This is a genomic window from Pseudomonas sp. P108, from assembly GCF_032613195.1.
GTDB lineage: Bacteria > Pseudomonadota > Gammaproteobacteria > Pseudomonadales > Pseudomonadaceae > Aquipseudomonas.
In genome coordinates, this window is the sequence record NZ_CP126691.1 from 2492158 (window position 1) to 2506599 (window position 14442).

At 51.9% G+C, this 14442-nt stretch carries 13 protein-coding genes; 1 reads left to right on the plus strand and 12 read right to left on the minus strand.

Annotated elements, in window-relative coordinates:
• Window positions 1–65 precede the first annotated feature (65 nt).
• Complete coding sequence (locus QOM10_RS10950) at window positions 66–875, minus strand: glycosyltransferase family 2 protein (RefSeq protein ID WP_316918029.1); 810 nt, start codon at window positions 873–875, stop codon at window positions 66–68.
• Window positions 876–1098: 223 nt separating this feature from the next.
• Between QOM10_RS10950 and QOM10_RS10955 the strand changes: the two genes are divergently transcribed.
• A complete protein-coding gene (locus tag QOM10_RS10955; protein ID WP_316918030.1) occupies window positions 1099–1911 on the plus strand; it encodes a VanW family protein in 813 nt (270 codons plus the stop codon).
• Between the two features lie 39 nt (window positions 1912–1950).
• On the opposite strand, the gene QOM10_RS10960 is transcribed toward QOM10_RS10955, so the two are convergent.
• The 11 genes from QOM10_RS10960 to tssI all read right to left on the minus strand — a co-directional run bounded on the left by QOM10_RS10960 (window position 1951) and on the right by tssI (window position 14439).
• Window positions 1951–2448 carry a hypothetical protein gene (locus tag QOM10_RS10960; protein WP_064392907.1) on the minus strand — a complete coding sequence of 166 codons (498 nt, stop codon included), beginning with the start codon at window positions 2446–2448 and terminating at the stop codon, window positions 1951–1953.
• Between the two features lie 59 nt (window positions 2449–2507).
• On the minus strand, window positions 2508–2978 hold the full coding sequence (locus QOM10_RS10965) for a hypothetical protein (protein ID WP_316918031.1): 471 nt from the start codon (window positions 2976–2978) through the stop codon (window positions 2508–2510).
• A 126-nt stretch (window positions 2979–3104) separates the two neighbouring features.
• Window positions 3105–3575 carry a hypothetical protein gene (locus tag QOM10_RS10970; RefSeq protein WP_102902786.1) on the minus strand — a complete coding sequence of 157 codons (471 nt, stop codon included), beginning with the start codon at window positions 3573–3575 and terminating at the stop codon, window positions 3105–3107.
• Window positions 3576–3827: 252 nt separating this feature from the next.
• Entirely contained in the window at window positions 3828–4139 is a 312-nt protein-coding gene (locus QOM10_RS10975) for a hypothetical protein (RefSeq protein ID WP_110721076.1), read from the minus strand.
• Between the two features lie 118 nt (window positions 4140–4257).
• Complete coding sequence (locus tag QOM10_RS10980) at window positions 4258–4707, minus strand: SMI1/KNR4 family protein (RefSeq protein ID WP_316918032.1); 450 nt, start codon at window positions 4705–4707, stop codon at window positions 4258–4260.
• A gap of 273 nt (window positions 4708–4980) precedes the next feature.
• Entirely contained in the window at window positions 4981–5376 is a 396-nt protein-coding gene (locus QOM10_RS10985; RefSeq protein ID WP_110721078.1) for a hypothetical protein, read from the minus strand.
• 357 nt (window positions 5377–5733) lie between these two features.
• Complete coding sequence (locus QOM10_RS10990; protein ID WP_316918033.1) at window positions 5734–6021, minus strand: barstar family protein; 288 nt, start codon at window positions 6019–6021, stop codon at window positions 5734–5736.
• A gap of 700 nt (window positions 6022–6721) precedes the next feature.
• The gene (locus QOM10_RS10995) at window positions 6722–7012 is read right to left on the minus strand and encodes a hypothetical protein (RefSeq protein ID WP_102902781.1); all 291 of its coding nucleotides are present in this window, start codon (window positions 7010–7012) and stop codon (window positions 6722–6724) included.
• The gene (locus QOM10_RS11000; protein WP_316918034.1) at window positions 7012–11670 is read right to left on the minus strand and encodes an RHS repeat-associated core domain-containing protein; all 4659 of its coding nucleotides are present in this window, start codon (window positions 11668–11670) and stop codon (window positions 7012–7014) included. The genes QOM10_RS10995 and QOM10_RS11000 overlap by 1 nt, the downstream gene beginning before the upstream one ends.
• On the minus strand, window positions 11670–12407 hold the full coding sequence (locus QOM10_RS11005; RefSeq protein ID WP_102902779.1) for a DUF4123 domain-containing protein: 738 nt from the start codon (window positions 12405–12407) through the stop codon (window positions 11670–11672). The genes QOM10_RS11000 and QOM10_RS11005 overlap by 1 nt, the downstream gene beginning before the upstream one ends.
• A complete protein-coding gene (gene tssI, locus QOM10_RS11010) occupies window positions 12397–14439 on the minus strand; it encodes a type VI secretion system tip protein TssI/VgrG (protein WP_316918035.1) in 2043 nt (680 codons plus the stop codon). Before tssI ends, QOM10_RS11005 begins: the two co-directional genes overlap by 11 nt.
• Window positions 14440–14442 lie beyond the last annotated feature (3 nt).

The following is a 14442-nucleotide window of genomic DNA, read 5'->3' on the forward strand; positions in this document are numbered from 1 at the left end:
AAACAAAAAGGGCGACTTTGAAGTCGCCCTTTTTGTTTGCCATGAATCAAGTTGAAGCTTGCATCTCAGGCATTGCCTTGCTGCCCTTGAAAGCGCTTCAGCGTGGCCTGATACATTTTTGTCCTACGGTGATTTGCGCCGTAGGTACCCGCCGCCGCGACAGTTCCTGCCTGGATATGATCCAGATAACTGAAAATCTTGCGCGGCGACAGGAACTTGATGCCATAGCCCAAGCTGCTCATGCGATCTTGCAGCGCATAACCAGGCACCTGCTCATCCATGCAGAAGTGCAGGCCTTGGGACTTCATCAAGCGCGCATTCCACAATGTGCAGAAACTTTTCAGATGCGTTTCTTTGTACGGCCTTGGCATTTTCGAACGCATACCCAGACGCACTTTCGCTTTACGAACATAGTGCTTGCAGAAACGCGAAGTTAAACGCCAGGTATCACGCACAATCCCGCGATTGAGTTGTTCGACACAACCGACTGCAGCCATGTCCGGCGTTTTCGTGCACTCGCGCATCATCATGGCAAACACTTCCTTGTCATAGACAAAGGTGTCGGTGTGCAACAGAAACAGATAATCGGTGTCGACTTTTTCCAGTGCCAGATCCAGTGCTTTACCGTGCGCAATATGGCCAGCTTCCTTGCCCGGCGAAGGCCGTTCGATCAAGTTGATCCAGTCGAGCGAACGCAAGTAATCGAGACTGGCATCCGCCGAATCGTTATCCACCACCCACACCGGAATGCGTTGCTCCTGGACGTGCTCGCGCAGAAGTTCGAGGCACATTTTAGTGATGTCCGGGGTTTTGTAATTTACCAGGACAAGGCTGAAATTCGACGCTGGCTGGGCTGGTAAATCAAACGCTTTCATGTCGGAAGGACTCATCTGCGATTCAAGGGCAACAAGGTTTCTTGGCCGCGATCGTAGCGATGCAACCTTAGGCGAACCTTAATTTGCGGATGTGACGGTAAATGTATGCCGAAGAAAGACGACTGATCTTATGAAATGCATGGGGTGCTGCCGGTCATTCCCGGATAAAATGCGCGCCCCCTCACGGTTCAAGGAAGAAACGGCGCACGCCGTTGTGTCACGGATGAAACCACTTTCCCTCTACCACCCGGCCTTGTATTGGCTGCGCGTGTGGCAAAAAAGACTGTTCCGCCAAATTGCCTGGCGCTGTTCCAGCAAACGCTACGCACGCCCCGTCGCCACGGCCGAGCGCCTGCCATTTCGCTACCTCAAACACACCTCGAAACTCATCCGCAAACTCGGCGACTCGGACCTCGCCCTGCAACACAACAAAGTCATCAACCTCAAACTCGCCGTCGCCGCCATTGACGGCGTCATCATCGCCCCCGGCGAACACTTCTCCTTCTGCCGCCTCGTCGGCCGCCCGACTTTGAAACGCGGCTACGTTGAAGGCATGGAACTGTCCTTCGGCGAGGCACGACGCGGGGTAGGCGGTGGAATTTGCCAACTGAGCAACCTGATCCACTGGATGGCGATTCATTCACCGCTGGTGGTGGTCGAGCGCTCCAACCACAGCTTCGACCCGTTTCCGGATGAAGGGCGGGTGCTGCCGTTCGGGTCAGGGGCGGCGATCTTCTACAACTACGTTGATCTGGTGCTGCATAACCCGACGGATCGGAGCTTTCAGCTGAAGTTGAACGTCGGCGAGACACAACTCGAAGGGGAGTTGTTGTGTGATCGGGTGAGAGAATATCGCTATCACGTGTTTCAAGAGGCGCATCGGTTTGTGCGGGAGGGGGCGCGGGTGTATCGGGAGAATGAGATTTGGCGGGAGGTGCGGGAGAAGGGGCAGGTTGGGGAATTGGTGGAGAGGGTGAGGTTGTATCGGAATCGGGTGGTGGTTAAGTACGACGTGGCAGATGAGTTGATCGGGTAGGGCGCGTGAAAGCACTTCGCTGACGATGGCGCCCTTTGATCAGTTTCTGAAATACAACTCATCCAGCTGGCGTCTGCGTATCGAGAGGTACTCCTCCCATACCTTGGGAAAGTCCTCATCTTTGGTTAGAGGGAAGGTCAGATAAATGTACTTTCCAACAACGCTGATGTATTGCCTCGCGCGTTTGAAGGCCGGCTGCTCGTAAGCTGCGACGCTTTCATCGTAGGCGTCATGGTAGTGATAGATGCTTACCCGATGGGGAGCGATCATGCATCGCGAAAAATCGATCACCCAGCAGCTATCAACGGCTGTGCTCAAATAACCGTAAACACCATCAGTAGATAGACGCAGGCATGAATTTGCCTGGGTGCCGTCGTCATCGTTGACCAGAATGATCTGGTCCGCGAAGTAATGAATATTCCTGCCGTCCGGCCCTTGCAAAGACAAGCTCCAACCTTCGGCTCCCATACGGAATTCACCGTTGTTATCAAAGGTTGCTGTCCATCCATTGGCTAGAGTGATCTGATGTTTATTCATGAGGACTGGTCAAGTATCGAGCTTACGGTGGTATGAGGTAGTCACATTAAATATCTTGCTCAAAGGTGTTCGAGGTCAATTAGACAGCCTTTGAGTTTTAATCGCTTGATCTCATCATTAAATTTGTATCTTGGCAAGAGTTCGTTTTTTATGTCGTAGTGCTGTCTAAGGAGACGGAATAATTTCCCTATGTTGTTTTTGCTTTTTTCGTCAAGGCTCTCAATCAAGTCGTAATTATTGTCCGGCAGAAGTGCGATTTTGTTTTTAAGTGTGTAGTAAGCGCTTATGTTTGAAAGCAATCCTTCTGCATCTGAATAATCTTCTTTTAAGTGTTCTAGATAATTTTCAAATATAGTTGTCAGCAGGTGTTGTGCTGCTTTTTGATGTTTTAAAGTTCCGCACATTTCCTGCCAGTTGCTAATGAAAAGATGATCTCCCCAGTCAGAGCCGCGAGCAAAATATTTTCCATTGCCTTTAAAGAAATCAGATGTTTCATGAGATTCTAAAGCTGTTTCAAAGGTGGTCATCATTGAAGCTTTTCCCAAGCATAAAAATTTTAATGACGTTCCGGAGAAAAGGGGGGGTGTTTTTAGTTTGTAGAAAATAATTCTGTTCCCTTTTTGGTTACCTTTTTATAGTGGGTTCCGTCGAAAGAATTAGAGGCTCTTTATATTGGTTGGGCCGCCGTCATCAATGAGTTTTCTCATGCGGCGATTATAGAGTTCAAGGTTTTGAATATCATTGTTGGCTTCGATTGTTTTTCTCAGAAAGGTCATGATATGTGAAATTTTCTGTTTCTCACTATCAGCAGCATCGCGTACAAGATCAAATCCATCTTTTGACAAGAAAGGATGTTTATTTCTTAGGTAGTAATAGCAGCCAATGTTTTCAAGCAGGTCGCTGGCGTCATTTTTTGTAAACTCAACCGAGTTTAAGTATACGCTAAATGCATTCCTCAATATTTCGATCGAGCTTTCTAGGGATTTTAAATAGCCGCATAGTCCTTGCCAATTTATGATATGCAACTGGGTTCCCCAGTCGGGGTCTCTTGTGAAATATTGGCCATTACCTCTGAAGTAGTCAGGGAGTTCATTCTTTTTCAAAGCTATTTCAAAGTTGGTTGTCATTGAAGTTGTTCCCAGTCGTCAAATTGGCTTAGAAGCTTGTTCATGTCGGCGCCGTGGTCGATTTTTTCAGAGCCAATAAGAAAAGGGGACAGATTTATTTTCTCTAGCTTTAATGTTTCTGACTCTTTGTTCAAGCTGCGCCGAAGGCGTCTTAATACCAGGGCTTAAACGGTTTATGGATAAAAAAGTGGGGAAAATTTATTTTTAGCGTGTAGAAAATAAATCTGTCCCCTTTTTTCGAACTCGAGTTAGTCAAAATAATATTGTATCTACGTTGCCAATGTGTGCTGTTAATTTTTCACGGAAATCCGTTTCGCTGGTGAAGCTAGTGTTGTCAATCATGTTAAGGAACCAAGTCACATCTAGATCTGTGAATATTTCAAGCCATTCTGGTCTTTTAGCTTTCGATTCAGGCATGTCGTTCGCGGCAAAGCCGTTGCCTTTGCCTTCGGATAAGTAAAAATAGTTATCTGCGAAGGAATAGCCTATAACCTTTGGCCAGTTTGAGCTATGCAGGAGGTTTGGCTCCATATCTTTATTAGCAATCACATAAAAAGTTCTCATTTTTTTCCGGAAGTACGTCGAATGAAGAAAAGAGACAGATTTATTTTCAGTGGGTAGAAAATAAATCTGTCTCTTTTTAGTCAATTTTTTGTATTCCCCCTTCTTTCACGGTTGAAAGTTAAGTTCTGAGTTCGACGTATTCCTCAAAGAATGAATAGAAGTTTTCCGCTATTTTCTTAGACGGTTTGCGCTTAAATAGATCGTAGCTAATGACCTGTCCATTTCCCGTGGGACCGCAATCAATTGCCCAGCAAACTTCGTCGTCTTTTAAATAAATGACGGCAAAATGACTAGGTAATTCAAACTCTGAACGGCAGTACATGGTGCTGTAATTTACAGTTCCGCCGTTATCTAGAGTTGCATCATTATTCTCAATTCCGCATATTTCTGAGTCTGCTGCACCACCACCACCACCGCATATACTCAAGAAGTCAACGAAATCTTCAGGCAGCTTTATGCCTAGAATATTCTCGAGTTTTTTAATTTGCTCGGCAGTGGCGGGCCCGAGCCAAAATGTTTCTTCATCGGAGTTTTCGAGTTTCGTTATCAAGTCTTGATATTTATGCATGGTTCTGCTCACTCAAAGTCTTTGGCTCGTTCTTTCCAATATGCTTTTCTAAATTTTGCATACCAGGCGTTACAGGGACAGACCACGTTAAATAGCGAGAAAGAGGAGAGTTTCCAAAGGGCAGATTATAGATACAAAAAAAGAAACCGTGGTCTGTCCCGTTTTCTACATATTTTGTTTGAGATTTAAGATGTCAATATTTTTAGTTCTACGTCAAAGACGTAAAAAACGTGGTCTGTCCTCGATCACACCCATTTTTGGCGAATTTTTATTTTAATCTAGTGGGTAGTCACAAGTCCATGGAGGGGTGAAAAGTTTGGGGTTTATATTGTGTTCATGAAGGAAGGAGTTTATCTCTTCTTCTGTCTCTAAGATTTTCCATGTTGTGATTGTTGTGTCGTTGGCGCCAACACTATCTCTTGTTTCAAGAATGTGAGTTGGAAGAGTAAACTCTACAATAACGTACTTAGAGTGCCTTGCATCTTCTAGGAATTTATAGTAAAGCTCTCCAGGGTGCCTATCTTCGAAATTTAAATGATAAACAGCGTAGATTGCGACCCACTTTCGAAGTGACTCATCCTGCGTCGGAAGCTCTTGAGCAATTTCTGTATATGATTTTGCCTCTAGGCCCCACCACACTTTTCTAGGGATTGTTTTGGGAGTGTTCATTTTTGTCCTTCAAATGGGTTTGGCCAATAGATTCGAATTACTTTTCCATCTTTCGGGTGCAGTTGCAAGTGTGGCATGGCCGCATCTGGGTCAGTAGGGCTATGATTTGCCATATGAACTTTTCGAGTCTCCAAATTTGATGCTGGCGTATCATCCCAATGTAATAGTTTTATTTAGGGGCGGACCACGTTAAATAGCGAGAAAGAAGAGAGTTTCCATGCGGCAGTTTATACATGTAAAAAACTGTGGTCTGCCTCGTTTTAAAATAAGGAATGGTGGTCTGCCCCCGTTTTACCTTCAGGGACATACCTCCTTCAGACAAAATAAAACGTGGTCTGCTCCCCGTTTACAGCGTTACTATTTCAGTTGGTAGCTAAAATTCTCATCCAGTCCAAAGCTTTCATCTTGGGTTTTGACTCGTTCAAGAATAATTAATACTTTTCTATATGAGTCGCCCATTAGTTCTTCTGAATGTTTTGAGTTTGTCCAAATTAATTCAATTGGGCGCTCTACATCGGTGCTGAGCAGATCCCAAAGCGCATTAAGATTATTTCCATAGTATTGAGTGACAGAAAAAGCAGACGCTATCCGCTTATGGAATTCTTGCTCAGATGAGATGGATAATCCATCAAGCTCAACTATCATTTTGATTTACTTCCACTTTCCGATAGAGTTAACAGTTTCGTAATGATCACTAATTATGTAAAGAAGTCCGTCGTCTGAGTAGAGTAGCCTGGTCCCCGGCTGATTGCTCCGCGATATCGTGTTATTGAGATCGACGTCAGCTTCATACTAGGTTCGGCCGGGGGCTGAAGGAAGTACATTTGTATCGTTGTAACAAACCTCACCGCCTAGCTGCCCGCCAGGAACGCTATTGTTGACTGCTTTACCCTTTTTCCATCCGCTTTGTGTTACCTGATCCTTTGTAACGTGGTCTGGGGGAAGATCACCAGTGGCCCGCAAACTTTCGACTAAAGCATAAAAGGGGACAGATTTATTTTCAGTTAGTAGAAAATAAATCTGTCCCCTTTTTGTCTTTTTATTCGTTTGGTTCGCTCCTTTTTTAAAGATTTTTAATGGTGTGAGGTTTAATATGTTGTTAAGGGGCAGACCACTATAAATAGCGAGAAAGAGGAGAGTTTCCAGAGGGCAGATTATAGATACAAAAAAGAAACCGTGATCTGTCCCCGTTTTCTCGTGGTCTGTCCCCGTCTTACGGAGGCAGCGAAGACTAGGAAAGATTGAAGAAAGCTTTGCGCGATGATGTGCATCATCAGCCGCAGAACCTGTAGTGGATTTGTGGGGAACCCACAGGGTTTTTCCCCGATTGCGACCGATTATGGCTTTAGGGTTTCCAGAATTTAATTTTTTCCAGGTGGCGCTCTATATCATCCATGTCATCATCTCCAAGTGTTGAGTCAAAGTTCTTGCTGATGATTTTTCTTACTTTGGCAAGGCGCTGAGTAACCTTTTCATTATCAATAAAGTCGGTGGTGGCCTTCCGGTAATCTTCGACGGGTTTATCCGCGTAGTAGCTTCCCATTTTGTGTAGTGAAATTAGGATGAACTCGATGTCTGCTAGAACTTCGAGTGCATCCTTTCCATTAAGAACTATCTGTTTGTTTTTTTCTAGCATCATTTCCGCCGGTTGAATGTTGGATTCTCTAGCTTCACATTTCCTTTAATCGTAAGCTCCATTGTGCCGTATCTAGGGTTTTTTACCCATTCAAGTTGAGAGTCCGGCACGTCTGTTTCAATGTAGTCTCTGCCGCGTCCTCTGCCAATTTGATACTTATCTTCAGCATCTAGTTGACTCAATGGCTTTTTGTTGGCAGGTTCCACGTAGACACGATTGTTATCCTGAGCTTGGATTGCTCCATCACGTTCGATGCCAGTGGATCCCTTTCTGTTGGTGTAATGCCGGACGCGAGTCGTACTTTCTCCGCGTGGTGCGGGAGCAGGTACTGCAGGTGCGCCTTCATTGACTCTCGCTTTTTCTGTAGGGTTTCCGACATTACCCGTAGATTTGGATTTTTTCTTTGGGCACTCACTATTCAACCCCAGCGGATCCACCCACCCCGTAGGGTTGGGCACGTACTGGTAGCTATTCAACCCACCCGCAAGCTTGATCGGATCCGGCGTCAAAAACCGTCCAGTCCCCGGATTGTAGTAGCGGTGCCGGTTGTAATGTAACCCTGTCTCGGCATCGAAATACTGACCCTGGAACCGCAACGGGTTATCGATCTCGCTGACGTCCAGCGCGGCGAGATTACCGTAGGCTCGGTACTTCGCCGACCACATGATTTCACCGCTGTAGTCGGTGAGCTCCTGCGGTGTGCCGAGGTGGTCAAGTTGGTAATAGAACGGCGTGGCTTTACGTGGGCCTTCGCCATCGAGCATCGCCAACGGCCGGAAGCTGCCCGGCTCGTAGATGTAGCTGCGGTAGCGGTTTTCGGCGCTTTCGGCAATCAGGCGTTCGCCTTGCCACAGGAATTCGGTGATGTGGCCGTCGACGGTTTTTTCTATACGTCGACCGAAGGCATCGTACTTGTAGGTTGCAGTGCTGCCACCCGGTAGGCTAACGCCGATCAAGCGGTGCTGGCAGTCGTAACGATACTCGGTGACGAGTTTCTGTCCTGTGCCACGGCGTTCGCGACTCAGGTTGCCGTACGCGTCGTACTCGTAGTGACGATCACCCTGCATCAGCAGGCGGTTGCCTTTGACGTTGGCGAGGTTTGCTGTGCCTTCATTGCTTTGGCCCAGCAGGTTGCCCGCCGGGTCATGGGCGAAGCTTTCCGGAGTAGCACCGCGCACGCTGATGAGTCGATCGAGCGGGTCGTAGTGGTAGCTGCGATTGCCTTTGCGGCTGTCATCAATGCCAGCGAGGTTGCCGTTGGCATCGTAATTATAACGACGCTGGAACAGGTTCTTGTCTCGCTGGCCAACAGTGTGGGCTTGCAGGCGGCCTTGTTCGTCGTACTGGTATTGGCTGAGCAGCAAACCTTGCTGACGTTTTTGTTCGCGCCCAGCACTGAACTGGTGAGAGGTCAGGCGCGAGCCATTGAGGTCGATGCTGCTCAGTTGTCCGCCCGGTTGGTGACGGTAATCGAGTTTGCTGCCGTCAGGGAGGCGGCAGTGTTTGAGCTGACCAACGCTGTCGTACTCGTAGCGCAGGGTGCCCCAACCTTGGTGTTCTTCGATGAGGCGGTCTTGCAGGTCGTATTTGTAGGCGAGCGGCCAGTTGCCGTCATCGACGTTTACGAGGCGACCGAGGGCGTCGTAGCTGTAGTGGATTTCTTCGCCATCGGCCAGGGTTTTCACCAGCAGCCGGCCAGCCGCATCGCGCTGATACTCAGTGACCAGTTCGCTGCCATCGTCGCCGAACTCGGTTTTCTTCAGCAGTTGGCCGTTGAGGTCATACTCGTAAGCCGTGCGACGACCGTCGAAGCCTGTTTCCTGCTGGATCAGGCCGTTCGCGTAGTAGTCGAGGTGGTATTGCTCGCCGCGCTCGTTTTCGATTTCAGTCAGCAGCAGACGAGAGTTGTCATAGCGATAGCGAAGTTGGCTGCCGTCCGGATTGATGCGGCGGCAGACCAGATGCAGGTTGTCGGCGTATTCGTACCGAGTGATGCGGCCGAGTTCATCGCGTTCAGCGGTGACATTACCGTAGGCGTTATAGGTAAACGCACGGGTTGCACCGCCCGGCAGTGTAACTTGGGCGAGGCGATTAGCGGCGTCCCACTGGTATTGGGTAATGGCGCCGGACTCTTCCTGGCGGGTAATCTGCCGACCCAGCGCGTCGTAGCGATACTTGCGCTGGCCGCCATCGGGTAGGCGTTCTTCCAGCAACTGGCCGAGGTTGTTCCAGCCGAGTTGATGACGGCTGCCGTCCGGGTGGCGAATCTCCAGCAGACGCCCCTGGCCGTCGTAGCTGTATAGCGTGGCATTGCCGTCCGGATCGATTTGCTGGGTGATATCGCCTTGACGGTTGCGTTGGTACTTCCAACTGGCTTTGCCGCGATGAACATCACTGACGAAACCGTTGACGTATTCATACGTGGTGGCTTCGTCTTCCGGCGGGATGACGGCAATCATCAAGCCGTTGTCGTTGTAGCGGTACTCGGTGACGGCACCCAACGGATCCTTTTCCGCGATCAATTGGCCTTTGTCGTTGTAGGCCTTGAGATGCTCGGCACCGTCCGGGTCGATCTTGCTGATCAGTCGTGCCTGATCATCGTGGGTGTACACCTCTTCGCTGCCGTCGGCGTTGGTGACAGTCACGCTGCCTTTGTCATCCCAGGCGTAGTGCGCCTCCATCTGCGAGAAGTTGGCCCAGTGATGTGTGCAACGAGACAGTTTGCCTTCGTTCTCCCACTCCCAGTAGAACGCAGCGCCGCCCGCCAGTTGCCGCTCGAGAATGACGTGCTGTTCGTTGTAGCGATAATGTTCGGCTTCACCGGCCGCGTTCTTCGCCTCGATCAGACGATGCTGGGTGTCATAGCAGTAGGTGACCAGCGTCTGCACCGTATTCCAGGCGTCTTCCAGATTGTCCGCGGGCAGGAACTGCTGATAGTCGACCGCGACAATGTGTTTGCGGTCGTAACGTAGAAGCAGGGCGCGACCGGCGCCGTTGTCGAGGCGTTTGATGCGACCGTGGATGTCGCGTGTAACGTGCAGTCGATTACCGTAGCTGTCGCTGATGGCGATCAGCGTTGCGCCTTTGCTGTTAAAGCGAAAGTGGTAGAACGATGGACGCTTGCCGGCTTGGGCGAGAATCAGTTCCGATGGATCGTCACCGAGGAAAATGGCAGCTTTTGAAAGGCTGTTGGTGATCGCTGGACGTTGTTCACTCGGGAGCGGGAACGGCGTTGCGCGGTTTTCGTGGTCGGTCCAGATTACTTCATCGCCATTGATGTCAATGCGATGAGCCAATGCATGGCTCCAGCCATAACCCAGACCGCAATCAATTTCCACGGCACTGGTTCTGTAGAGGCGCGTCCACTCAAACGGCAGTAGCCCGTCGAGTTGACCGTCGGTCAGCGTCAACAGCTCTTCACCGGTCACCATCGAAACCGGGCACCCATTAGTGCAGGTATCGGCGGCAGGTTCTGCACTTTTGTCGGCCGGGGTCTTCGCCTGCTTAGAAGCATCGTCAGCTATTTTTCCGTCCGCGAGTTTCGCGTTTTTCTTGCCATCAAACCGCAACTCGGAAATCCCGTTTCTCACCTTGGCCGTCACGCCACGCGCCGCAACAGCGGTGTATTTCGCGACGTATTCCATAAAGCCGTTGATAATCTTGAACAACGACTTCACAAAACCGATGACGGCGTTGAGGACAAGCTCACCGTATTTCTTCAAGCGGGCGATCAGGTAGATAACGCCCGTGCCTTCAGCCGCAATGGTGAGTACCACGCCAATCACGATGTCGATGGCGATACCGACCACCATTGCCGTGGTGGCTTTCGCGATGTCGCCCGCCATCTTCATCGGCGGCAGGCCTGCCAGCCAGATCACGGCGCTGCGTACCAGCAGGAACAGCGCGGCTTCGTCACTGGCCAGCAACATGGCCTTTTTCATGATGTCCGGCGAGCTTTTGGCAACTTTGATCAGTTCATCCGCACCCGCGCCAAGATCCTTCGCAAACTTGCCGGGGTCCTGCAGGATATCGAGCACTTGGTTGATGCCATCCCACACACCCTTTATCGCCTCCCAGCCACCTTCAAGAATGCCGGTGCCAATCGCCATCGCGGTGCCCGAGGTGGAAACGTTCGACCATTGCGGTTTGAATCCGGCCCACTCTTTGCGAAGAAAACCTTCCAGGTCTGCGGTCACGCCGCTGTAGGAGCTGAAGAGGGCATCGATTTGTGCCGGCGTCACTTCGTTATGAACGCGGATCTCGTAGAACTTGCCTGGAATACCGCCGGTCCAGGCGGCTTTGCCTTGAGCATCGAGTTTGACCTTGCTGACTGCACCACCCTCAACGGCGACGATCTCGACTTCGATTTCGCCGATAGGAATGTCGTAAACCGACTCGAATTTGCTTTCGATCAGCAACGGCCCCTTGAGCGGGCACTGCGCCACGTTCGAGGTGAAATTGCCGTCGGTCATGCTCACCGCTTTGCTCAAGTCACCAACCTTGATTACTCGCTCCATGCCCAGCAGGGAAGGCAGGTCAGCGGCCCGGCTGGCCTTGTCAGCGACGCGTGCGTACCAGGTTTTGGTTTGTTCCTGATACAGCTTCAGACTGTCCTTGAAGGTGTTCAGTTGGTTGTCAACAAAGGCAACGCGATCCATCAGCCTTGCTCCAGAATCAGGTGGTTTAACAGTGCTTCTTTAAGGTTTTTCGGTGCGTCCGGACGGCGCACGAAACGGCTGACTTTCAGCTTCAGGTTGCTTTCGGGCCAAGCGGTGTAAATGTCCGGGCGGTCTTCTTCCAGCCACTGCATCAGGTTGCTGATCAGCGTCGTCGGATTTTCCTTGGCCAAGCCATCCAGTAACGGATCCGGCACCTCCCACCACGGCCAATCCTTCACCTTCGGCACAACCCGCGTCCCAACCTCCAGCGACTGCCCATTAATCAAATACCGCTCAAACATCGGCAGCACTTCCCCAGCCTTCTCCCCAAGCCCATGCAGAATCGGGTAGATATGCCGCCCATCCCAAAACCGGAAAAACACCTCGGTCCCGTCCGGCATCTTCACCTGTGTCAGGCTGCGCAGATGCTCGAAAACGTCGTTCGGCTCGGAACGCGACACCGCCAGCCAGCCCCAATCGAGGGCATCGGTTTCAGCGATCCACGGCAGGAACGCGGAATTGGCTTTGAGTTCGGTGACATACGGCATCACCGGTTGCCAAGTGGAGTAGGGCGTGCCGCCCCAGATCGGGATGAGCTGGGCGGTGGGTTCGGTCAGGTAGAGATTTTTCAGCGCGTCGGAATCACTCGCCGCGCTGATGACCAGATACAAGCGCTCGCCAGTCTGCAACGGCTGTTGCGCGAGCCAATCCTTGGGTGTAATTCGATCAGATGGCACAGGCACCTGCCTTGCATTTTTCGCATTCTTCGCAGAACGGCGCGTTACGTTTGAGGGTGTTGATCTGGGCCGGGGTCAGGACCTGGCCGGCCTTGTCGGCGTCGGCCTGTTTCAGGATGCCAGGCATCAGCGGGGCGGCGCCGGTGCCGCTGCCGGGGCTGCCGCCGGAGTTCATGTTGATCACCGGGCCGCTCATGGTCACGCCGCCAGCGTCGATCTTGATGAAGCTGCCGCCGCCGATCAGGGTCAGCTCTGCGCCGGCTTCCATTACCACTTTCATGCCGCTGCTGAGGTGGATTTCTTGCCCGGCGTCGATGAACTGGCCGGTGCCGATCTTGATGTGCTGATTGACGCCGACAGTCAGGTGGTCGTTGGCGCGCGCTTCGACTTTGCGGTCGGCGTAGACGGTGTGGTGTTCTTCGGCCTTGAACTCGCTGTAGCTGTTCTTTTCGACGGTGTCGTGGCGTTCGTTGCCGACGCGGATTTTCTGGTCGTGCTCGATGTTTTCGTCCCAGTCGCGCTGGGCGTGCAGGTAGATCTGTTCCTGACCTTTTTTGTCTTCGATGCGCAGTTCGTTGTAGCCGCCACCGCCCATGGAGCTGAGGGTCTTGAAGGTGCTGCGGGTCTTGTTCGCCGGCAGCTCATACGGGACGGTGTTTTCCTTGTGGTACAGGCAGCCGCTGATCAACGGTTGATCGGGATCGCCTTCAAGGAAGGTGACCAGCACTTCCATGCCGATACGCGGGATGGCAATGCCGCCGTACTGGGCGCCGGCCCAGGCGCTGGAGACGCGCAGCCAGCAGCTGGTTTTGTCATCGGCCTGGCCTTCGCGGTCCCAGTGGAATTGGACTTTGACGCGGCCGTATTCGTCGCAGTGGATCTCTTCGCCTTTCGGGCCCGTGACCACGGCACTTTGGCTGCCGAGGATGCGCGGTTTTGGATGGCGCAGGGGCGGGCGGTTCGGCACGTCCCACGGCGTGGCCTGGAAGCGGTTGCGGTAGCCCTGATGGAAATCGTCTTTCAGCGCAGTGGTGTCGCTGGTCACCGACTCTTCGAGCACTTGCGGCTGTTTGCCTTCGTGGAGGACTTCGGTGAGCAGCCAGAGGTCATTCCATTTGGCTTTCGGGTGCGCGGTCAGCGCGAGGAAGTGGCCGCTGACCAGCAACGGTTGATCACTCTTGCCTTCAGCCAACTGGAAGTCGCTGCGATGACGTTCGAGGGCGCGTTTGGCCAGGTGTTTGCCGCGCTCGCGGTCGATGAAACGACCTGGGTAATCGTAGTCTTCGAGGTCGGGCAGGGCGTCGCCACGGTTTTCGCTTTCGAGGGTGAGGCGCGGTTTTTCGAAATCGTAATCGCGGCGGGTGGTGCGGCTGGTGCGGGTTTCCAGGCGCAGGTCGAAGCGCTTGATCACCGGGTCGCTGGCGACCATGCCGGAGTCTTGCTGATAGGCCACAGGCTTGAGTTTCGGGAACACCGTCTGGTCATCGCCGAATACCAGTTTGTGCGCCGTCGCCGTGTGCTCGAAGTGGTAGTGGATACCTTCTTCCTCGCACAGGCGCTGGATGAAATGCAGGTCCGATTCATCGTATTGCACGCAGTAGATGCGCTCGGGATAAATCGAACCGGTCTTGAATTCGTAGGCGTTGCTTTGAATACCGTGCTCTTCGAGGACCATACCGATGATTTTCGGCACGCTGAGGTTCTGGAAGATGCGCTGGTTGACGCGATGCGCCAGGTAGGACAGTTGCGGGCGCAGGGTCACCGAATAACGGGTCAGGCGTTTGCCGGAATCGCCTTGCGCGGCGCGGTAGATCTGGCCGTGAATGCCGCTGCCGTCGGGCGACAGCTGCAGGAAGGCCGGTTTGTGCAGCAGGGTTTCGAGGTCCAGCGACGGCTGCTCACTGACCAGCTCCACCTCGAACACAAAAGGCTGGCTGATGGCTTCGCGACCTTGCAGGGTGAATACCTGAAAGTCAGCGGAAAGACCTTCGATGGTCAGGGCAAAGTGAGTTTCATTGGCCGGCGCGAACATCCC

Bases quoted from the DNA above. Each gene is read 5' to 3' on its own strand.
- QOM10_RS10950 (WP_316918029.1), bottom strand. From the start codon at position 875: ATGAAAGCGTTTGATTTACCAGCCCAGCCAGCGTCGAATTTCAGCCTT.
- QOM10_RS10955 (WP_316918030.1), top strand. From the start codon at position 1,099: ATGAAACCACTTTCCCTCTACCACCCGGCCTTGTATTGGCTGCGCGTG.
- QOM10_RS10960 (WP_064392907.1), bottom strand. From the start codon at position 2,448: ATGAATAAACATCAGATCACTCTAGCCAATGGATGGACAGCAACCTTT.
- QOM10_RS10965 (WP_316918031.1), bottom strand. From the start codon at position 2,978: ATGATGACCACCTTTGAAACAGCTTTAGAATCTCATGAAACATCTGAT.
- QOM10_RS10970 (WP_102902786.1), bottom strand. From the start codon at position 3,575: ATGACAACCAACTTTGAAATAGCTTTGAAAAAGAATGAACTCCCTGAC.
- QOM10_RS10975 (WP_110721076.1), bottom strand. From the start codon at position 4,139: ATGAGAACTTTTTATGTGATTGCTAATAAAGATATGGAGCCAAACCTC.
- QOM10_RS10980 (WP_316918032.1), bottom strand. From the start codon at position 4,707: ATGCATAAATATCAAGACTTGATAACGAAACTCGAAAACTCCGATGAA.
- QOM10_RS10985 (WP_110721078.1), bottom strand. From the start codon at position 5,376: ATGAACACTCCCAAAACAATCCCTAGAAAAGTGTGGTGGGGCCTAGAG.
- QOM10_RS10990 (WP_316918033.1), bottom strand. From the start codon at position 6,021: ATGATAGTTGAGCTTGATGGATTATCCATCTCATCTGAGCAAGAATTC.
- QOM10_RS10995 (WP_102902781.1), bottom strand. From the start codon at position 7,012: ATGCTAGAAAAAAACAAACAGATAGTTCTTAATGGAAAGGATGCACTC.
- QOM10_RS11000 (WP_316918034.1), bottom strand. From the start codon at position 11,670: ATGGATCGCGTTGCCTTTGTTGACAACCAACTGAACACCTTCAAGGAC.
- tssI (WP_316918035.1), bottom strand. From the start codon at position 14,439: ATGTTCGCGCCGGCCAATGAAACTCACTTTGCCCTGACCATCGAAGGT.